We start from the raw sequence: 19,942 nt of genomic DNA on the forward strand, positions 1-19,942 counted from the left end.
GCCGCCTCGCGGCTCCCGCGGCGGGCCGACGGCGCTCTCGGTAGGGGAACCCTCAATACGGACGAGCGACGAGAGGGTGTCATGAACGCGAAGGGTTCGGCCGCAGTCGAACTCACCGTGCAGGGTGCAGAGAAGCGCGACGCGGGCCGGGGAATCGCGCGCATCCCCGAGTCGGCCCGGTCGGCGCTCGGCGTCCTGAGCGGCGACACCGTGGTCGTAGAGGGCGAGCGCGACACCGTGGTCAAGGTGTGGCCCGCCGGGACCGACGTGCAACGGGGCGTCGTCCAAGTGGACGGCGAGACCCGAGCCAACGCCGGAATCAGCATCGGCGACACCGTGACCGTCCGCCAGATTACGGTCGCGGACGCCGACGCGGTGACGCTCGCGCCGACCGCCAAATTCGACGAGGACGACCGCGAGACGCTCGAAGCGGCGCTCAAGCGCACGCTCCGGGACCGGCCGGTCAAGGAGGGCGAGCGCGTCCGCATCGAGCGCCTCGGCGACGCCGGAACGTTCCACGTCGGGGGCACCGACCCCGACGGCGTGGTCCGCGTGACCGACGATACCGACGTCGCGGTGGCGCTGTCGGGCGGTTCCGGTTCGGGAGCGAGCATCGGGGCGGGGTCGAGCGCCGGGTCGGGAGCGGGCGGAGGAGGAAGCGTCTCGATTCCCATCGGCGGCGACGGCGACGACGAGAGTCCCCAGCGACCGACCGGCGCGACCTACGAGGACATCGGGGGCCTCGAAGAGGAACTCGAACGCGTCCGCGAGATGGTCGAGTTGCCCCTCTCGAACCCCGCGCTGTTCCGGCGCTTGGGCATCGACCCGCCGAAAGGCGTCCTGCTCTACGGGCCGCCGGGCACCGGGAAGACGATGATAGCCAAGGCGGTCGCCAACGAGGTGGACGCCCACTTCGTCACGGTCTCCGGCCCCGAAATCATGAGCAAGTACAAGGGCGAGAGCGAGGAGCGCCTGCGCGATGTGTTCGAGCAGGCCCGCGAGAACGCCCCGACTATCGTGTTCTTCGACGAGATAGACGCCATCGCTGGCGAGCGCGACGAGGACAGCGACGTGGAGAACCGCGTCGTCGCCCAGCTGCTCTCGATGATGGACGGTCTGGAGTCCCGCGGCGAAGTCGTCGTCATCGGCGCGACCAACCGCGTGGACGCCATCGACCCGGCGCTCCGGCGGGGCGGGCGATTCGACCGCGAAATCGAAATCGGCGTGCCCGGCGAGGCCGGCCGCCGCGAGATTCTGGACGTTCACACCCGCGGGATGCCGCTGGCAGAGAGCGTGGACCTCGACAGGCTCGCGGCCAGTACGCACGGGTTCGTCGGCGCGGACCTCCACACGCTCTCGACGGAGGCCGCGATGGCCGCGCTCCGGCGGGCGCGCGACGCCGGGGCCAGCGAGGAGGAACTGATGGAGGTCGAGGTCACCCGCGAGGACTTCGAGACGGCGATGGCCTCCGTGGACCCCTCGGCGATGCGGGAGTTCGTCGCCGAGTCGCCCGAAATCGACTTCTCGGCGGTGGGCGACTTGGAGGAGGCCAAGCAGACGCTGACCGAGGCCGTCGAGTGGCCGCTGGCGTACCGCAACCTCTTCGAGCAGACCCGGACCGACCCGCCGACGGGCATCCTGCTACACGGCCCGCCCGGCACCGGAAAGACGCTTCTCGCGCGGGCCTTGGCGGGCGAGAGCGACGTGAATTTCATCTCCGTCGAAGGTCCCGAACTGTTGTCCGCACCGGTGGGAGAGAGCGAAGCCAAAGTCCGGGAACTGTTCGACAAAGCGAGACAGGCCGCTCCCGCTATCATCTTCTTCGACGAGATAGACGCCATCGTGCAAGAGCGCGGAACCGGTTTCAGCGGCGGTGGACAGGTGAACGACAAAGTCGTCTCCCAACTCCTCACCGAGATGGACGGACTCACAGAGAATCCGAACATCGTCGTTCTCGGTGCGACGAACCGGTACGACGAAATCGACCGTGCGCTTCTGCGACCCGGCCGGTTGGAGGAACACGTAGAGGTACCACCGCCGGACGAGGAGGGACGGAAGGCGATTTTGAACATTCACGCTGCGGACAAGCTACTCGGCGACGACGTGGACTTGGACGAACTGGCCGCCGAGTTGGAGGGCTACACCGGCGCGGACCTCGAAGCCGTGGTCCGCGACGCCTCGATGCGGGCGATTCGAGAGGCCGCCGAAGCGTGGGGCGTCGAACAGGCCAACGAGAACGCCGACGAGATAGAAATCGGAAAGAAGCACTTCGACGCCGCCGTCGAGAAGGTCCGACCGTCGATAGAGTGAGCCGAGCGAAACCGCCGGTTTCGCTCGGCCGCCGGTAGTTTTCGCCGACCCTTCGGTTTCGTCGGGGGTCGGCCGAGTTCGTTGCTCTACATTGACACATTGCGAGCGTCAGGGGGGGACGTCCGCGTACGTATTAGAAATATTCTATCAACTTATAGAATATTTTATGTCTTGTCCGTGGAATTAAACGTCCGAAGCATGACAGACGATTCCCCCGGCCGTCGTTCGAGCGACGGCACTCGTCGGCGGTTCCTGAAAGGTATCGGTGCGGCAAGCGCGGGCGCGTTCGGTCTCCCCCTGCTCTCGGACGAGGGTCGCGCGGCCTCCGAGTCGCGTGCCCCCGAGAAGTTCCGCGTCACCGGCCGCGAAATCGTCCAGACGAAGATTCGCCCCGAGGAAGTGACCGTCAGGACGCGAAAGATCAGTCCGGACCTGAAGAAGCGCTACGGTCTCACCCCGCCGGTATTGACGAAGACCGAGACGTTCCGGCGACCGAAACCCGAGGCCGACGACCTGCCCGAGCGCGATACCCGCACGGACAAGCGCGAGTGGGACACCTACTACGCCAAGCCCGACGAGTGGAAGGACTACCACCAGCGGAGCGGCGGCGTCGGTATCCAGTCGAAGGACCCCGACGAAGAGAACCACCCGTACGGCGTCTGGGAGTACGAGGCAGTCGATGGCGGCTACGAGACGGCGGCCCCGATGAACGTCATCTCCGAACGGTCCACCGGCGACGTGGCCGGCGTGCTGACGAGCAACGGCTGGACAGACAACGTGGTCCAGTACAACCGCCACGCGTACAACAGCGCAACGAACCAGTTCGAGCAACAGGACAAGTCGGTCGCCACGGGCACCTTCGGCTTCCTCGGTCGCAAGCACCTCAAGATGTGGGAGTTCGAGGGCTACGTCTCCGGGTCGGCCCACGTCGATAACTCGGTGCCCCACGAGGCCACCTCCTTCGAGGACGCCGAGCAGGCCATCGAGGGCGTCTTCGACGACGCCTCGGGCTGGTACGGCTCCAAGGACTACTACGACATGAACAACGGCTACCAGCTCGACCACGACAACTACGCGACGAAGCTCGTCGAGTACTGAGCGCCCGATACCGAAGTCGGCGGTCCGGTAGCGAGCGCCCACATTTATTTTTCCACCCTCCGTACGGCCCGGTATGAACCCGAAGACGGCCGTCAGACCGCACCGGAGTCTCGTCCTTCCGCTTCTCGTCGTCGCCGTCCCGGCGCTGTACTTCGTCTACCGGGACGCCGCCATCGGCTGTCCGCCCGGCCGAACGTGTCTGGAACTCGCGCACTTCGGGACCGCCGCGGGGGCGCTGGCCGTGACCTACCTCGTCGCCGGCGTCGCGCTCGCGGCCGCGGACGCGAGCGCACTCGCGGACCGGTCGGCGCTCGCCCGCGTCGCGTTCCGGCCGACCGACCGCACGCTCGCGGTCCTCGCGGTTCTCGTCGCGGGGCTGGCGGCGTATCTCCTCGCGTCGGCCGCGACGACGATTCCGGGGTGGCTCGACGCCGCGCTGACGCCGGTCGGACTCCTCGTCGGTCTCCCGCTCCTCGTCGTCACCGTGGTACTGATAACGCTCGGGAACGCGGTCGGCGAACCCTCGCTGGCGGTCCAGTCGGCCGTCGTCGCCGCCGGTCTCGCGGCGACCGGCGCGTGGCTGTTCGTGCTGGCGACCGGCACCGCGGGCTTCTTCGGGTCGTGGCTGCCCTCGAAGATTCGGTCGCGGTAGGAGTGGCGTTTCCGAACGGTCTGGCTTCGAGTTCGGTATCTACAGACGGGACGAAGTTAGCCGCCGGCGGTCGGCGCGGTCGTCTGAGCCGAGACCCCGACCACACCGAACTCGCCACCGCACTCGACGAGTGGGCACAGAGACGCCCGGATAGCTCCCGCTCCGTCGAGAACCCTCTCCTTTCGGGAACGCACGCTGTAAACCAACACCTATCTGGTAGCGTAAATTTTCATAGTGGTTAAATCACTCTGTTCCCCACTGGCGATACGAATGTCAGAGGAGTCTCCCGAATTAGCTTCCGAGACACTCCGGTCGGCACCGTCGGTCGAGGCGCGCCGCCGCCTCATCGAGAACGACGAGTCCGCGAGCGAGGCGGTCCTTGCGGCAGTGGCGAACGCCGAGGCGACCGAGGTGAACGCGCTCCCGCCGCTCGGCGACGAGTTAGACGTGGAGGGTCTCGACGCGCTCGTGGACGCCGAAACGACCCCGTCCGCGGGCGGTCTCGTCTTTACGCGCACCGAGGAGTTGAACGCGGACATCGAAGTTTCGTTTCGCTACGCGGGCTACGACGTGACGGTATCGGAGAACTACGTCCTCCTCGAATAGGTTTCCAATCCGTTAGAAAATAAGTCAAAAGCCGATTTGAGCTTACGGAAAGTCCTTTGAAGTGGCCCCGGAACCGGGAGGCATGAAGCGACGCGAACTCCTCCGTCGAAGCAGCGGACTCGCCGCCGTCGCCGGTCTCTCCGGCTGCGTCGGCAGTTCCGGAACCGGGTCGAGTCCCGGCACGACGACCGACGGCACGACCGACGACGGAGCGAACGGCTCCGAGACGACCGAGGAGAACCGCGAGCGATTCGGGGGCGTCCGGTCCGACGACGACGAGCCGTTCCGGACCATCACGGTCGGCGACCGCGAATCGGTCGTGTTCCCCGACGACAACCGACCTCGCGGCGTGCGCGTCTGGAACGCTGCCGACCGGGCCCGCGAAATCGACGTGGAAATCGCGAAGAGCGCCGACGTCCGCGTGGACCGAACCGTCGAGTTCGCGGCCGACGCTTACCTCGAACTCGCGCTGAACGAACCCGCCAATTACAGCATCTCCGTCGGTCTCGCGGACGCGAGCGAGGCGACGACCTTCGGAATCGAGCGGAGCCAGTTCGACTGCAATCGGGCCGGGACCGACGTGGGCGTCATGCCCGACGGCCGCGTCGAAACCGTGTCGGAGTCCACGACGATGGGCTGTCCCGCCCCGGAGGTCGCCGACAGCGCGCTCTCGGTGGGGCGGGGCGAGTGCGGGAAGGCCCACAGCGCGACCGTCGCGTTCGAGGGCGAGGCGGTCGCGGTGGACGGCGCGGTCAGGACGCCGACACCCCGGTCGGACCTCGAACTCGCGGCCGCGAGCTACGACCGGAACGCCGACGCGCTGACCGTCCGAGTCGCCGCGAAAGCTCCCGAGGAGTCCGGCGTCGGCACCCAGTGCATCGGCGAAGTCGCCTACGAGGCGACCGTGAACTTCGAACACGCGCTCCCCCAGACCGTCAGCGTCGTCCACGAGAGCATGGACGAGACGGTCGGGGTGACGACGAAGACGCGGTAGGAAACGGTCGAGGTGACGAAGCAGACCCGGTGGGAAACGCTCGAAGTGACGACGAAGGCGCGGTGAGGCAGCTACCGCGACAACTGGATGCGCCCGCCGAGCACCGAGTTCACCACCGCGCCGACGAGGACGATTGCGCCCGCCAGATAGAGCCACGTCAGGAAGAGCAACACCGCGCCGATGACGCCGTAGACGCGATACTGGCCGGCGCGCGCGAGGTAGAACTGGAAGAGCGCGTGGAGGACGACCCACCCGACTCCCGCGACGACCGCGCCGGGGAGCGCCTCCCGGACGGTCATCTCGACGGGCGGCATGACGTAGTACAGCGGCAGGAACGCGACGACCAGCCCCGCGACCAGCGCGAGATTCCCGAGGAGATGCTCGAACGGGACGTTCGCGGCGACCGAGGGCGTCCGCAGCGCGTAGCCGACCGCGGCCACGAGACCGACCGCGACGACGACGAGTCCGATAGTGACCGCACCGTCCACCACCTGCTCGACCAGCGAGAGGTCGCGCTCGGTGCCGTACGCCTCCGAGAACGCGATGTCCAGTCCGCGGAACAGTTTGAGCGCGCTCCATCCGACCGTCAGGAACCCGACGACGCCGGCGCTCGTCCGGCCGGACGAACTCGTCAGCGCCCGCTGGAGGATGCGCTCGCCGGAGGTGGACAGCGAACTCGCCACCTGCTGGACCACGAAGTCGGCGAACGCCCGCCCGCCGAGAGCGCTCCCGACGACGACCACCAACAGCGCGAGCGGAATCAGCGAGACGAACGCGTAGTACGCGACGCTCGCCGCCAGAAACGTGACGTTCCGGTCGCGCGCGACGTCGAAGACGCGCTTGACGCTACTTCGAGACGTAGCCATGTGCGAGCGAGCAGACGCCGGCCACGCCTAAAGCCGACACGGCCGGAGTCGGCGTTTTCTCGGGGGAGGGCGCGCTTACCGGGTCGCCCGACTCCCCGGCCTCGCGGGCGGCTCGCCCGTCCGACTGTCGGCGCTATGACACCGTCGTCTGAGGCGATTCGACCGCCTCGATGGTGAGTCGGTTCAGGCCGTCGCACGACTCGGACGACGACACCCGGTACCACGCGCCGAGTCGGATTTCCGGGAGTTGCCCCGGTGGGACGGTGGTCTGCTGTCGCGCCGCGGTCGTGGTCGCCTGCCCGGCCGCAGTCGTGGTCTGGTCCTGCATCGCGGCCGCGGTCGTCGTCTCGCCGTCCGCCTCCGTCGTCTGCCCCGGCGCGGTGGTCGTTTCGAGCAGGTCCTCCGCGAGCGCCTGCTGGGGTGCCAACAGGCCGCGGAAGCCGATGTTCTCGTCGTTCCGGAACGCCTGGACGACGAACAGTTGGTACTCCTGAGACTGGTCGCCGCCGAGACAGGCCGCCGGGACCGTCTCGGTCGCCGGGTCGCCGAAGGGGTCCCGCGGCCGGAACCGGACCCGGAAGCGGTCGCCGTCCCGAAGGCTGAAACTGAAGACGCCCGTGCCGCCCTGTGCCTGCGTCGTCGTCTCCTGCGCCGAAACACCGTTTAGCGAGAGGCCCGCGACGCCGAGTAGGCCCGCGGTCGCTCCGGCTTTGAGCAGGTCGCGTCGTCGTGGTGAGTTGCTGTCGTCCGCCATGGCGGGAGTCTCTACCTCGCGTCTAATAGAGAATCGGCCGTTTATCGGCGTCAGTGCGCCGATACTCCGGGAAACGATGGTTACGAGGTCGCAATCGGGGTTACGCCGGAGAAAGGGCGAGTTTCGTCAGTCCCAGAACGACTGCGTTCGGGCGTACTGGCGTTCCTGCTCCAGAATGTCCCGGTAGAACTCGTCTTCGTCCTCGCGCAGTTTGGCGATGATGCGCGCCGCGTTGCGAGGACCGACCCCGCGGGCCGCGAGCGCTATCACGGCCTGCTTGCCGTGGCTCTGGACGAGATTCGCGGCCTTGTACGCTCGCTCGGTCATCTTCTCCTGTTCGTCGTCCTTCTCCGGCGCGCGGACCGCTTTGACCACCTCGTCGGCCCACGGGTTGAGCGCGGCGATGCGGGTCGAGTCGCACTCGGGACACGCCGGTCGGTCGCGGACGCGCCGGACCGGTTTCCTGCGCTTCCAGTCCTCGCAGTGGAGGCAGAACAGGATGACTTCGTCGTCCCGGATGCGGTCTTTGACCGTCTGGATGACGCTGGCGTCGGCGTTCTCGGGCGCGAGCAGTTCCCGGCCCGACGAGCGCCCGCCCGAGCCGACGGGGGTCCGTCCGCCCGTGGTCACGACCTCGATCTCCTCGCTCCGAATCCGCCGGAGGACGTCGCTGGCGGCCTCGACCGCGAGGTCGTCGTGGAAGACCTCACGGACCGCCTCGTCGTACATCGGCGTGTCTTCGAGCGCGGCCATGAGTCGAGATATCTGCGGGCCGCGAGAACCGCCCTCCCACGTCCGGAGCGCGCCGAACTTCGCGGCGACCTGCGAGAGCTTGAACTTGAGGGTGTCCGAGTGCTTGAGGCTCAACTCGATGATGGCCTCGACGTGGCTGGGGTCGGTCTCGTGCAGGACCTCGGCGACTTCCTGTCCGTTGACCTTCGCGGGCACGTCCAACTCGATGCGGTAGGGGTCCACCTCCAGCCCCACGGAGGAGCCGGTTCGCTGGCCCACCAGCGACGAGAGGACCCGCCCGAGCGTCTCGTTGACCTTGTGGCCGAAGCACGCGTTGACGACCACGGTGTTGGCGGCGTGTTCGACCACGATTCGGTCCGCGGTCGGGAACGGGGCCTCGGTCTCGGCGTGGCGGTCGAGTTGCGAGAGCGCCTCGCTCGCAGTGTGTCGGTCGGTCGGGTAGCGGTTCGTGAACTCACGGGCGACGCCCTCGCGGGGTGCCCCGCGCTCGAACTGCGGCCCTGCGACGGCGCGCATCTCGCCGACCTCTTGGGCCACGTCGTAGGGAACCGGAATCTCCGCGCCGACCCACGAGGGAATCTCGCCGCCGGGGTCCTCGATGGGCGAGACCTTGACCGTCTCCTCGTCGTCGTCCACCTCGGTAATCCGCCACATCTCGCCGCGCTGGACGAAGATTTCGCCGGGTTGGGCAAAGTTGACGACGAACCGCTCGTCGAGCGTCCCGACCTGTGACCCCGACGCGATGTCCTCGACGGTGTACTTCTGCTCGTCGGGAATCATCGAGAGGTTGGCGTAGAAGTACTGCCACGTCTTGCTCGACTTCTCCAACTGGTCGTTTTCTTCGTCGAGCCAGACCAACCGATTGCCCTTCAGTTCGCGGCAGACTTCTTTGAACTCCGACTTCGTCAGGTCCCGGAAGGGGTAGGCCCGCGTCACGATGTCGTAGGCCCGCATCGCGGACAGTTCGCCGAAGTCCATCACCAGACCCACTATCTGGTTGGCCACGGTGTCGAGGCTCCCGTCGTGAATCGCGGCGGCCTCCACGTCGCCCCGCTTGGCCCGGCGCGCGATGGCGAGGGCTTCGAGGGTGTCGTCGGGGTGCTTGGTGACGATAGTGCCGTGGGAAACCTGCTCGCTCCGGTGGCCCGCGCGCCCGACGCGCTGGAGTAGGCGTGCGACCTCGCGGGGACTCGAATACTGGACTACGTGGTCGATGCGGCCCACGTCGATGCCCAACTCCATCGAGGAGGTGCAGAGCAACGCGTCCAGTTTCCCGGCCTTGAAGCGGTCCTCCACGTCGATGCGGGCCTCCTTCGACAGCGACCCGTGGTGGACGCCGACGTTCGCGTCCAACTTCTTGAACCGCGAACCCAGCGCCTCGGCTGTCTGGCGCGTGTTGACGAATATCAGCGTCGAGTCGTGGGCGTCCACGACGTCCAGAATCGCCCGGACGTGGCTAGCGACTGACTCGTCGGTGACGAGTTCGCCCGCGAGACGCTCGTCCTCGTCGGTAATCTCGGGTTCTCGGACCTCGAACTCGACCTTGCTCCCCACGTCCACCTCCACGATTTCGCAGGTCTCGTCCGCCGACTCGTCGGCTCCGGTCAGGAAGCGTCCGACCTCCGCGGGGTCGCCGACCGTCGCCGAGAGACCGATTCGCTGGAAGTCGCCGGCCAACTCGCGCAGTCGCTCTAGGCCAATCGTCAACTGCGCGCCGCGCTTCGCGCTGGCGAGTTCGTGGACCTCGTCCACGACGACGTGATGCACGTCTTCGAGCGCCTCCCGGAGCTTCGACCCCGTGAGCATCGCTTGCAGGGTCTCGGGCGTCGTCACTAGCACGTCGGGCGGGTCGTTGGCCTGCTTCTGGCGCTGGTAGTCGGTGGTGTCGCCGTGGCGCACGTCCACCCGGAGGTCCAACTGCTCGCCCCACCACTCCAGTCGCTGGCGCATGTCCCGGTTCAGGGCGCGAAGCGGCGTCACGTAGAGCGCCGAGATGCCGAACCGCGGACCGTTCTCGGCCTGATTCCGAGCGATGGCGTCGAGGACTGGCAGCATCGCGGTCTCGGTCTTGCCGGTCCCGGTCGGCGCGACGACCAGCGCGTGGTCGCCCCGCGCCAGCGGTGGAATCGCCCGACGCTGTGGCTCGGTCGGCGTCGAGAACCCGCGCTCGGAGAGCGCCGCCCGCACCTGCTCGCCGAGTTGTGCGAAGGCCGCAGAACCCGCGGCCCGTTGGTCGCTCATTGGTCGTTTTTAGCTGTTAGAGGATGATAAGCGCGTCGCCTCCGAATATCGAGAGGTCGTGGATTCGGGGGTTTACGGCCGCCGGGGTTATGCCGACCGACGGTGTCGTCGCGCCGTGGAAGAGACCAACCAATCGGAGCCGAGTACCGACGGGAGCGCGGGGACCGACGGCGTGTTCACGACCGACGACGCCGTCGAACTCTACACCGAGCGAGTTCGGAATCCGACGCTGTTCCCCCAAGAGCGAAAGATAGTCGAGCGGTACTTCGCCGACACGGAGGGGTCCGTGCTGGACGTGGGCTGTGGCGTCGGCCGCGTCTCGTCGCTGCTCCACGACCGGGGCTTCGACGTGACCGGCATCGACGTGAGCGAACCGCTGGTCGAGAAGGCCCGGTCGCTGTTCCCGGACGTGGAGTTTCGCGTCGGCGACGTGCGGGACACCGACTTCGAGCCGGCGTCGTTCGACTACGCGGTCTTCTCCTACTACGGTCTCGACTACCTCCTGCCGAAATCCGAGCGCGTGGCCGCGCTTCGGGAACTCTACCGGGTGCTGAAGCCGTCGGGCATCGTCGCGTTCTCGTCGCACAACAACTGGTCGCCGCTGGTGCCGCTATCGTCCCGCGACCTCCGGCGCGCTATCGGCGATGTGGGCGACTTCTACAAGAAGCCAAAGAATCACGCCCGCCTGTTCTCCAGATACAAGTTCGAGACGGTGCCGCTGGGCGAACTGGAGGTCTACCTGTCGAACCCGCTCCACCAGTGGCTCCAACTCCGGAAGTGCGGGTTCACGCTCCTCGACGTGGTCGGGGAGCGGGAGGGTGTCGGGCGGTTCTTCGAGCGCGACACCCATTACGTCGCCAAGAAGTAGTCGAACCGCGGGGCGGGAATCGGTTCGCCGAACGTGTTCGGGAGAAGAGCTTCGTTTCTGACGCGTCCACGTTCGCCCGTCGCCGGTCGGTCGCCGACCGGGAATCGAGTTACGACTACCGCAGGGTCGCCCGTCGAGGCGGCCACGACGCAATACGCTGATGTCTTCAGGAAATACCCTCTACCATCGGTTAGGCGGCGAAGAGCAGATTTCGAGCATCGTAGACGAGTTCTACCAGCGCGTGCTGTCCGACGAGTCGGTCGCGCACTTCTTCGACGACGTGGACATGGCGGCCCAACGCGCCCACCAGACGCAGTTCCTGAGCGCGGTCGCGGGCGGGCCGGTCGAGTACGACGGCGAGGAGATGCGCGAGGCCCATGCGGGACTGGGACTCGAAAGCAAACACTTCCGAGCCATCGCCACGCACCTCGACGCCACGCTCCGGGAGTTCGACGTGTCCGACGGCGCGAGAGACGAGATCATGTCGGAGGTCGCGGCGCTGGAAGACGACGTACTGGTCAGATAACGCGTCCGGCGAAGGCTTTTCTCCGCGAGCGTCGAAGTCGCCGCATGGAGACCGAAGTCCACTTTCGGGAGACCCAGCAGTTCGACCAGCCGTGGCTCTGGGGCCTGCTGGCCCTGCGCGCGCTCGCCGACCTCCTCGCCCTCGCGCGCCGGAAGCGAACGCTCGGCGAGACCGCCCGCCGACTCGCCGCGCTCGGCGCTGCCGCGCTCTTCCTCCGAGTCGCGCGCCTCGACACCGAGGTCCGTGACGACGGACTCTACGTGAAGTTCGCGCCGCTCCACCGGTCGGCCAAACGGGTTGCCTTCGCGGACCTCGCGGACGTGCAGGAGACGGGCTACAGCCCCATGCGCTACGGCGGGTGGGGCCTGCGCTGGACGCCGAGCGGGACGGCCTACACCGTCCGCGGGACCGGCGGCGTCCGGTTCGAGCGCGCCGGCGGCCGGTCGCTGGTCGTCGGCTCGGAGCGCCCGGACGAACTCGTCGCCGCGGTGCAGGAGGCGACCGACCGAACCGTCTGAGTGGGGAAAAGAGTGTCGCGCCGGCCGAAAGAATATTTTCCCCCAGCCAGTATCGAAATATAGTGAGCGAGAGCCACCGCCCGCCGGGGTCCGGACCCGGCGAGTCCCGCCGCTCCGCGGCCCGACGCCGGCAGTCGGTCGATTCGGGGAGCGACCAGCGACTCGCCCCCGAGGAGAAGCTCCTGGCCCTCTACGAGAACCTGCGCGCGGAGATTCGCGTCCGGATTCGGGTGGCGAACGTGCGGGCGACACGCGGCATCGCGGTGGTCGGCGGCGTCGTCGGGTCGGCGATGGTCCAGTCGAGTTTCCACCTGCTGGCGCTCGTCCCCGTCGTCTTCGGCGTGCGGATAGACGCCGGTCTCCTCTCGGTGGTCACGGTCGCGCTCTCGGCGTTCCTGCTGGCGGTCGGCCTCTCGCATCTGGCCTACCGGCGGCGGCTCTCGCGGGAGATACGGGCGGGCGAGCGGCCCTGAAAACTCACACGTCGCGGTACGGCCCGAGTCGCGTCCCGTCGAGGAGGTACGCCTGTCCGTCGCCGAGTCCCGCGGGCAGGAACGGGGCCAGAAACTCCTGTCCGGGGACGTTGACCCACGTCTTGCCCACGAGTCGGTTGAACGCCGGGAAGACGACCAGTTCCGCGCCGGGCCGGACCGCCCCGTCGCGGTCGGCGAAGGCGTCCGGGGCGAGCGACCCCCGGAGCCAGACGCGCTCGACGCGGCTCCCGCCGACTTCGTCCTCCAGTCGCACCGCGGGGTGTTCGTGGCCGACGCAGACGACTTCGCTGTCCAGCACCTCGGGCGCGGGCCACGTGTGACCGTGCGCGAACCCCACGTCGCCGAGTCGGGTCCCCGCGCCGTCGGTCACGTCGAGGTCGGCCCACGACTCTATCGCGCCGTCGTGGTTGCCCTTGACGAGCGTCGCGGCGACGCCGCGGTCGGCGAGTCGCTCCAGCAGGACCTCGATTTCGCCGCGCTCGGCTCCGCCGGGGTCGCCGATGGCGTGCATCAGGTCGCCCAGAAAGACGACGCGGTCGGCGTCGGTCTGCGAGACGAGCGAGAGGAGGCGTTCGCGGCGCTCGCTGGCGCGGCTGTCGAGCGAGACGCCGTCGGCCCGGAGCGCCTGCTCGATGCCGGCGTGGAAGTCGGCGACCACCAGCGCGCGCTCCGGGCGGTGGCCGACGCCGGTGTCGAGGTCGGCGACCGCGGCCGGTTCGCCCGGAACCGGCTCCACGAGGCTCATCAGATGGGCTTGAGCGTGTCCTCGCCGGACTCGTAACACCGGCCCGCCATCAGCGCGGCTTCGAGCGCGTCCTCCACGTCGGCGGGCGTCACGTCGTAGTCCTGCACGACGGACGCCATCAGAGTCTCGCGCTCGACGCCGTCGCCCTCGTTCAACTCGCGCATCTCGGTCATCACGGTGTCTTCGAGGTTGTCGGGCGCTTCCGCCGCCGAGTCGTCGGTCTCGTCGGCGGGTTCGCCGTCCGCGGCCTCCGCGGTCTCGTCCTCGCCGTCCGCGGCCTCGGCCGCGCTGTCCTCGCCGATGGACGCGCCGGGCGCTTCCGCGGCGGCCGACTCGCCGCCCGCGGGAGCCTCGTCGTCGGTGTTCACGACTTCCTCGGTGCCGCCCGACGCGGACTCCACGTCCTGTAGTTCGTCGGTATCGACTTCCTCGGCGGTCGGTTCGGCGGGTTCGCCCGCGTTGGGTTCGTCGTCGTCCAGTTCGGTCTCGCGCTCGGTCGTCGGTTCGTCGGGACCCCGGTCGGTCTCGTCGAGTCCGGCCTCCGGGTCGGGCGCGTCGAGGTCAGACTCCTCGGGGCTCTCGACTTCCGACCCCGACGAGAATTCGAGACCGTACTCCTCTTCGACCTGCTCGCGCTCCTCGTCGTCGAACTCGTACATCTCGTCGCCGGCGCCCGCGGTGCCGATGTCAGGTCCGTCACTCTCGTCGCCGGTCTCGGGCGCGAACGACTCGTCGGTCGAGGTCTCCTGCTCGTCCTCGACGGTCGGCGGTTCGTCGGTGCCGATTTCGTCCTGTAGGTCCGCGGCGTCCTCCGCGTCCTCGACCGCGTGGTCTTCGGCTTCGGTCTCCGATTCCTCGACCGTGCTGGTCGGCGCGTCGCCGAGTCCGGCGTCGGCGGTCGATTCCGCGTCCGCGGTCGTCTCTGACTCCGGAGTCGTCTCTGACTCCGCGGTCGGTTCGGTCTCGGGGGCGTCGCCGAGGTCCTCGCCGTCGGCCGCGGTCGATTCCGGCGCGTCGCCGAGGTCGGTCTCGGTCTCGGTCGATTCGGCGGCGGCCGCGGATTCGGTCGATTCGGTCGTTTCCGCAGTTTCGGTCGTCTCCGCCGTTTCCGTGGTCTCGGTCACGTCGGCGGTGTCAGCCGATTCGGGGGACTCGGTCGCGGCGCCAGCGTCTCCGGTCGCGCTCGCTCCGGTGTCGAGGTCGGAGAGGTCGCTCGCCTCGGCGTCGGAAAGCGCGTAGTCGAGGGCCACGCTCGCTTCGTCGCCGCCCTCGCCGGGCGCGAGTTCGAGCGGTCCCACGTCGTCGGCGTTTATCTCGCCAGCGACGACGCGGGCCGAATCGACCGCGAGGTCCCAGACCTCCGCGAGGTAGCCCTTCGTCGTGCCGTAGTGGTCGAGCGCGAGCGGGACGCCCGCGGCCAGTCCCGCGTCCACGCCGTTTCGCTCCAAGGCCATCCGGAGCGCGTCGCCGCGCTCGCCCGAGTCGATGGCGTCGGCGACCGTCGAGACCCGCGAGAGGGTCTGCTCGGCGGTCTGGACCACCCAGCGGTCGCGGGTGTCGGCGTCCACGCGGTTGATGGACTCGGGGCGAATCGAAGTGAACACGCGGTCCGAGTCCTCGGGCTGGAAGGTCCGGGCCTTGCCCGTCACCGCGACGAACGCGGGCGGGGAGGCGTTTTCGAGGAAGGCCATCTCGTCTGGCTGGTACTGCCCGGCGTAGAGGACGAACGCGCCGGTCGGGTCCACGACTCGGCCCCGAAGTACGTCGTCGCTGACCGCCTCGACTTCCGTCAGGACGCCGACCACGAACAGGCGGTTGACGCGGGCACCGGTCGGCGTGACCACGTAGTTGGGCGCGCGCTCCTCGTCGCTTTCGGAGTAGTCGAAGTCCGAATCGTCGTACTCCGCGGCGAAGACGCGCCACGCGACTTCGCGGCGGCCCGCGCCGCCTTGGTTGTCGTCGCCGTCGCCGTTTCCGTCGCCGTTGGAACTCATTCCGCCACCTCCGCGAGCAGCGCGTCGGCGCGGTCGGCGGGCGGGTCCTCCGAGCGCTCGAACTCGGTCACTTCGAGGTTCGCGCCGTAGTCGTCCACCGAGAGGTTCCCGCGGACGCGGTACTCGTGGCCGACGACGCGTTCGCGGATGCTGTCGGCGACGACCTCCTTGTCCATCGCGTCGCGGGCCTGCGCTTTGGCGTCCTCCACGTCGCCGCCGTAGACCTCCTCGGTGCGCTCGGCGTCGAGGACCGCCGTGACGGTGCCCGTGCCGTCGTCCACGATGGCCTTCACGCGCAGGTCGTCCTGCCCGTCCACGTCGCCGTGGCTCCGGCACTGGCCGTTCTGGATGACCCGGCCGCACTCGGGACACCGCTCGATGAGGCCCGAACCGTCGCGGACCGCCACGATGCTCCCGACGACCTCCACGTCGTAGGCACCGCCGGTCTCGACGGCGTCGCGGACCGTCATCCGCGTGCCGGTGTCGCTGATGGCCAACTCGCGGTCGAGGGGCGCGACCGCGGTGAACTCCGAGAGGTTGACCGACGGGACGCCGCGGAACTCCCGGACGTACACGTCTTCGAGGCGCATCGTCGCGCCTTCCGCGACCTCGGGGCGGGCCTCCCAGTCGGTGAACGGGAGCCGAGCGCTCTCGTCGGCGAGGACGCCGCTCTTGATTTCGGTTTCGCCGTCGCGGCCGTCGATGGTCTTGGTCTCGACCTCGACCACCTGCACGTCGAGGTTGATGCCCCGGTCGCCGGGTTCGAGGTCCGCGAGGTCCGCGTCGCCGCCGACGGGGTAGGGCACGTCGATGTCGTCCTCGAAGGCGACGTTCGTACTCTCGCCGAGGTTCAGCTCGGGGTCGCCCTCCCACTCGCGGACGCCGGCGTTGCCCGCGGTAATCGTGTCGCCCGCCGAGAGACCGAAGTCCTCCCACGCCGTGTAGGATATCTTCCCGGTCTCGTCGGCGAGTTCGCCCTCGTGGATGGTCTGCTCGTTGCCCTGATACCGAATCGAGCGCTTGCCGACCGTCAGCACCTTCGCGGTGACGGTGACGTTGCTGTCTTCGGTCGAGACGTCGGCGAGGTCCACCTGCGAGGGTTCCGACGAGCTACTGCCGTCGCCGTACTTCCGCCGGAGGCTCTGTTTCGCTTCGTCCACCGGGACGCTGTACTCCACCAAATTTTCGAGGTCCGCCTTGACCTCCTCCTTGTCGACGCCGAGGTCGGAGGCGAGGTCCTCGGCATGGTCGTCCAAACTCATCACTCGGACTTGGCCCGGACGGATTAAAAGTGTTCGTCACGGGAACCGAACCGGGACGGCTATCGCGGAGTCGTGGGCGGAATCGGTCGGTGACGATTCGGACTCGTCGTAACTACGAAGACTTAGTGTGACCGTCTCGAAAGCCCCCGCCCGCTCGCGGGCGCTCAGCGACATCTCCTCCGTTCACTGCGTTCACTCCGGAGAGGGGTCGCTGAGACGACCACAGGTCTCCGACCCGCGAGCGGTCGGCCCCTTTCAGTCCACCCAAACCGTGGTTTGTGTCACCCGGTATCTGCTGGTAGTTTGTGTCCTCGAGCGTTTGCCGGTGGTCTGTAGAGTCGAGCGCATCCCGGTGGTCTGCGTCACCGAGCGTCTGCGCGTGGATTGGTCGGTCGGCGGAAATCGAAAGATCGGCGAGCGAACCGGCTCACTCCCGGCGGACCGGCCACCGGAACGACAGCGAGAACGAGACGTGCCGGTACTCCAGAACCGCCCACGCGAGCACCGTCAGCGCGAGCAGGACCGCGACCGCGGCGTCGCTCAGGCCCATCCAGACCGGGAGGACGAACGAGATGCTGTTGGTGACCTTCCGGGGCGTGTACCCCGCGACGGAGGTCGTGTTCTCGTCCATGTCGGCCGATTCGGTGCCGCGGGAGTCGAGGTCCGCGGCGGCGGCGCTCGGTCCGCCCGCACTCTCGTCGCCCGTGCCGAGGCGTTCGAGTTCGTAGGGCGCGTAGAACTCCGCGCTCCAGACCACCGCGCCGGTCTCGTTCACTTCCAGCACGCGGTGGGCGTTGGTGTCCGCGACGAGGGTGTTGCCGTTCGGCAGGCGGTCGGCGTCGCGGGGCCACTTCATCTCGGCGTCGGTCCAGACCCACGTCCGATTCCAACTCCCGTCCTCGCGCTGGTACTCCACGATGCGGTCGTTGAGCGAGTCGGCGACGACGACCGCCGGGCCGCCCTCGGATTCGGGAATGTAGTCGGGGTTGTGCTGTTCGTAGAGGACGTCGTGGGCACCGTCGGAGCCGAGCGTCCAGTTCTCCTGCACGCCGGTCTGCGGGTCCACGAAGGCCACCGCGTCCTGATTCCGGAGGCTGGTCATGTACCGACCGTCGGGGAGTCGCTCCACGTCGTTGAGATGCGCCCAGTCGGCAGGGTACGGTCCGCCGCCGGAGATGGGGTAGGCCTGTTTGGTAGACCACTCCCACGTCGTCATCCCGGTGGTCGTGTTGACGACGTACATCTCGTCGGTGTTGATAGCCCCGACCAGCAGTCGGTTCTCGCCGAGTCGGTCCACGTCGTGCCAGTTGGCTCCCCGGTCGGCCGGGATGACCCGCGAGTAGATGCGCTCTATCTCGCCGGTCGTGAGGTTGAGTCGCTCGACCACCGAGAGGGTACACGACCCCTTGCAGGCGTCGCCCTCGTAGTTGCGCTCGGCGACGTACTCGACGGTCGTCTCGGTCCCCTTCACGGGGTCCACGTCGAAGTAGCCGTGGAACGTGTCGTTGTAGTACGCGACCCTCCCCTCGGGACCGAACGCCACGAGCGCGGCCGATTCGCCTTTCATGCCGTGGCCGGCGACGACGGTGACGTTCCCGGTGGCGGGGACGACTTGCGTCCGCTCGTCGGCCGGGAGTTCGGCCTGTCGCTCGTAGGTCGCCACCGCGGCGCTGGCTGGCGAGGAGACGTAACTGTACCCGAGCGTGCTGGCACAGACGAGGACGACGAGTGCGAAGAGGACACGGTAACGGCGCACACGTCGAAGTACACGCTCCGAGACATAAATCGACCGAAAGCGGTTTTCCGGCCGACCATTTAGGAGGGGTATGCGCGTGGTCGTCAACGCCGCGACGAGCGCCGACGGGAAACTCTCCTCGAAGCGCCGCGAGCAGATAGCCATCAGCGGTCCCGACGACTTCGACCGGGTGGACGCCCTCCGGGCCGGGAGCGACGCGGTGATGGTCGGCGTCGGGACGGTGCTGGCCGACGACCCGCACCTGACGCTGGACGACCCCGACCGACAGGTCGCCCGGCGCGAGCGTGACGTGACCGCCCACCCGGCGCGCGTCGTCGCCGACTCCCGAGCGCGGACACCGACCGACGCCCGAATTCTGGACGACGAGGCGACGACCTACGTCTTCGTCGCCGAGGCCGCGCCGACCGAGCGAATCGAGTCGCTGGAGGCCGCGGGCGCGCGACTCGTCACCGCCGGCGAGGAGCGCGTGGACCTGTCGAGCGCGCTCTCGTCGCTGGAGCGGGAGGGCGTCGAGCAACTGATGGTCGAGGGTGGCGGCGAACTCATCTTCTCGCTGTTCGACTCCGGACTCGTGGACGAACTCCGACTGTTCGTCGGGTCGAAACTCATCGGCGGCCGCGACGCCCCCACGCTGGCCGACGGCGAGGGGTTCGTCGCGGACTTCCCGGAGTTGGAACTGGAGGACGTAGAGCGCGTGGACGACGGCGTCCTCCTCCGGTACGCCGTCGAATAGCGGGAGAGCGGACGCCGCTCACTCCTCTAACCGGTCGATGGCGAGCGTGTGGCCGGTTCGCTGGCCGTGGTCGATGAGGACCTCCGCGGGTTTCTCGTCGGCGCCGCTCGCCACGGTCTTCTCGAACGAACAGTTTCGACAGCGGACCCGAATCCGGATTCCTTCCTCGCCCATTTGTGTCGTCTGAAAGGGATTCGACGGCCTCGGTGGAGTGGTTGTTCCCTGCCATACAAACGGGTTTTTAATCGCCGGGTGAAAGAGAAGCGGTCTCGGCGAAATGGGCGCGACGAGACGGGCGGAGTGGGCGAGATGGCCGAGGCGAGGTCGCGTCACATCGTGCCGAAGCAGTCGCTGGAGGCGATAGTCACGAAAGAGAGTAGGTCGGCGGCGATTCAGTGGGAGTGGCCGGTCATCTCGCCGAACGTCTGGCCGAAGCGCTCCTCGAACAGTTCCATCGTCTTCTCCTCGTTGGCGAGGACCTCCTCGTCGGGTTCTTCGGGCGCGTGGTGGACGAGCGCGTGGGCCTGCTGTGCGAACGAGAGCATCGTCAGGTCGCCCAGCACCGCGGTGTCGGTCTCGGAGTCGTCCTCGCGGAGGAGATCTACGACGCGCGTCGGGAGCGTCAGTTCCTCGGAGTCGCCGTCCGGCGATTCGATGGTGTACGTCACCGTCTCGACTTCGGTGTCCGTCATACCCTCTCATTCCGCGGGCGAACGTAAAGATGTGCGGGTATCGAGACAGGAAACCGAGCGAAGGCCGCGGGACCGACCGG

General features: G+C 68.1%; 19 protein-coding genes. 10 read left to right on the forward strand and 9 right to left on the reverse strand.

The features are described 5' to 3' along the window. Nucleotides 1-81 precede the first annotated feature (81 nt). The 5 genes from M0R88_RS00005 to M0R88_RS00025 all read left to right on the forward strand — a co-directional run bounded on the left by M0R88_RS00005 (nt 82) and on the right by M0R88_RS00025 (nt 5,660). Complete coding sequence (locus M0R88_RS00005) at nt 82-2,310, forward strand: AAA family ATPase (protein ID WP_248654914.1); 2,229 nt, start codon at nt 82-84, stop codon at nt 2,308-2,310. A gap of 198 nt (nt 2,311-2,508) precedes the next feature. Continuing rightward, nucleotides 2,509-3,408 (forward strand): hypothetical protein, encoded by a 900-nt coding sequence (locus tag M0R88_RS00010; RefSeq protein ID WP_248654915.1) that lies wholly within the window; start codon nt 2,509-2,511, stop codon nt 3,406-3,408. Between the two features lie 73 nt (nt 3,409-3,481). Next, a complete protein-coding gene (locus tag M0R88_RS00015) occupies nt 3,482-4,060 on the forward strand; it encodes a hypothetical protein (protein WP_248654916.1) in 579 nt (192 codons plus the stop codon). A 270-nt stretch (nt 4,061-4,330) separates the two neighbouring features. Then, nucleotides 4,331-4,666: a HalOD1 output domain-containing protein gene (locus M0R88_RS00020; protein WP_248654917.1), complete on the forward strand. Its 336-nt coding sequence runs from the start codon at nt 4,331-4,333 to the stop codon at nt 4,664-4,666. Between the two features lie 82 nt (nt 4,667-4,748). Further along, complete coding sequence (locus tag M0R88_RS00025; RefSeq protein ID WP_248654918.1) at nt 4,749-5,660, forward strand: hypothetical protein; 912 nt, start codon at nt 4,749-4,751, stop codon at nt 5,658-5,660. A gap of 71 nt (nt 5,661-5,731) precedes the next feature. On the opposite strand, the gene M0R88_RS00030 is transcribed toward M0R88_RS00025, so the two are convergent. From M0R88_RS00030 to M0R88_RS00040, 3 genes are all read right to left on the reverse strand, one after another. Beyond that, the gene (locus tag M0R88_RS00030; RefSeq protein WP_248654919.1) at nt 5,732-6,526 is read right to left on the reverse strand and encodes a YihY/virulence factor BrkB family protein; all 795 of its coding nucleotides are present in this window, start codon (nt 6,524-6,526) and stop codon (nt 5,732-5,734) included. 133 nt (nt 6,527-6,659) lie between these two features. Beyond that, nucleotides 6,660-7,280: a hypothetical protein gene (locus tag M0R88_RS00035; protein ID WP_248654920.1), complete on the reverse strand. Its 621-nt coding sequence runs from the start codon at nt 7,278-7,280 to the stop codon at nt 6,660-6,662. A gap of 126 nt (nt 7,281-7,406) precedes the next feature. Next, nucleotides 7,407-10,274: a DEAD/DEAH box helicase gene (locus M0R88_RS00040; protein WP_248654921.1), complete on the reverse strand. Its 2,868-nt coding sequence runs from the start codon at nt 10,272-10,274 to the stop codon at nt 7,407-7,409. A 115-nt stretch (nt 10,275-10,389) separates the two neighbouring features. Between M0R88_RS00040 and M0R88_RS00045 the strand changes: the two genes are divergently transcribed. The 4 genes from M0R88_RS00045 to M0R88_RS00060 all read left to right on the forward strand — a co-directional run bounded on the left by M0R88_RS00045 (nt 10,390) and on the right by M0R88_RS00060 (nt 12,659). Continuing rightward, entirely contained in the window at nt 10,390-11,142 is a 753-nt protein-coding gene (locus M0R88_RS00045) for a class I SAM-dependent methyltransferase (RefSeq protein WP_248654922.1), read from the forward strand. Nucleotides 11,143-11,302: 160 nt separating this feature from the next. Further along, the gene (locus tag M0R88_RS00050) at nt 11,303-11,668 is read left to right on the forward strand and encodes a group I truncated hemoglobin (RefSeq protein WP_248654923.1); all 366 of its coding nucleotides are present in this window, start codon (nt 11,303-11,305) and stop codon (nt 11,666-11,668) included. Between the two features lie 44 nt (nt 11,669-11,712). Then, nucleotides 11,713-12,186: a hypothetical protein gene (locus M0R88_RS00055; RefSeq protein WP_248654924.1), complete on the forward strand. Its 474-nt coding sequence runs from the start codon at nt 11,713-11,715 to the stop codon at nt 12,184-12,186. Nucleotides 12,187-12,248: 62 nt separating this feature from the next. Next, complete coding sequence (locus tag M0R88_RS00060) at nt 12,249-12,659, forward strand: hypothetical protein (RefSeq protein ID WP_248654925.1); 411 nt, start codon at nt 12,249-12,251, stop codon at nt 12,657-12,659. Nucleotides 12,660-12,663: 4 nt separating this feature from the next. On the opposite strand, the gene M0R88_RS00065 is transcribed toward M0R88_RS00060, so the two are convergent. The 4 genes from M0R88_RS00065 to M0R88_RS00080 form a co-directional block, all read right to left on the reverse strand. After that, on the reverse strand, nt 12,664-13,425 hold the full coding sequence (locus M0R88_RS00065) for a metallophosphoesterase (RefSeq protein ID WP_248654926.1): 762 nt from the start codon (nt 13,423-13,425) through the stop codon (nt 12,664-12,666). Further along, complete coding sequence (locus M0R88_RS00070) at nt 13,425-15,419, reverse strand: hypothetical protein (RefSeq protein ID WP_248654927.1); 1,995 nt, start codon at nt 15,417-15,419, stop codon at nt 13,425-13,427. Before M0R88_RS00070 ends, M0R88_RS00065 begins: the two co-directional genes overlap by 1 nt. Next, nucleotides 15,416-16,681: a Single-stranded DNA binding protein gene (locus tag M0R88_RS00075; protein ID WP_248654928.1), complete on the reverse strand. Its 1,266-nt coding sequence runs from the start codon at nt 16,679-16,681 to the stop codon at nt 15,416-15,418. The genes M0R88_RS00070 and M0R88_RS00075 overlap by 4 nt, the downstream gene beginning before the upstream one ends. A 427-nt stretch (nt 16,682-17,108) precedes the next feature. Continuing rightward, the gene (locus tag M0R88_RS00080; protein ID WP_248654929.1) at nt 17,109-18,437 is read right to left on the reverse strand and encodes an arylsulfotransferase family protein; all 1,329 of its coding nucleotides are present in this window, start codon (nt 18,435-18,437) and stop codon (nt 17,109-17,111) included. Nucleotides 18,438-18,507: 70 nt separating this feature from the next. Between M0R88_RS00080 and M0R88_RS00085 the strand changes: the two genes are divergently transcribed. Then, nucleotides 18,508-19,170 carry a 2,5-diamino-6-(ribosylamino)-4(3H)-pyrimidinone 5'-phosphate reductase gene (locus M0R88_RS00085; RefSeq protein ID WP_248654930.1) on the forward strand — a complete coding sequence of 221 codons (663 nt, stop codon included), beginning with the start codon at nt 18,508-18,510 and terminating at the stop codon, nt 19,168-19,170. A gap of 18 nt (nt 19,171-19,188) precedes the next feature. On the opposite strand, the gene M0R88_RS00090 is transcribed toward M0R88_RS00085, so the two are convergent. Both M0R88_RS00090 and M0R88_RS00095 read right to left on the reverse strand, forming a co-directional pair. Further along, a complete protein-coding gene (locus tag M0R88_RS00090; protein WP_248654931.1) occupies nt 19,189-19,344 on the reverse strand; it encodes a hypothetical protein in 156 nt (51 codons plus the stop codon). Between the two features lie 218 nt (nt 19,345-19,562). Continuing rightward, on the reverse strand, nt 19,563-19,862 hold the full coding sequence (locus M0R88_RS00095; protein ID WP_248654932.1) for a DUF7545 family protein: 300 nt from the start codon (nt 19,860-19,862) through the stop codon (nt 19,563-19,565). Nucleotides 19,863-19,942: the final 80 nt, after the last annotated feature.

The organism is Halorussus gelatinilyticus (genome assembly GCF_023238445.1).
Taxonomy (GTDB): Archaea; Halobacteriota; Halobacteria; order Halobacteriales; family Haladaptataceae; genus Halorussus; species Halorussus gelatinilyticus.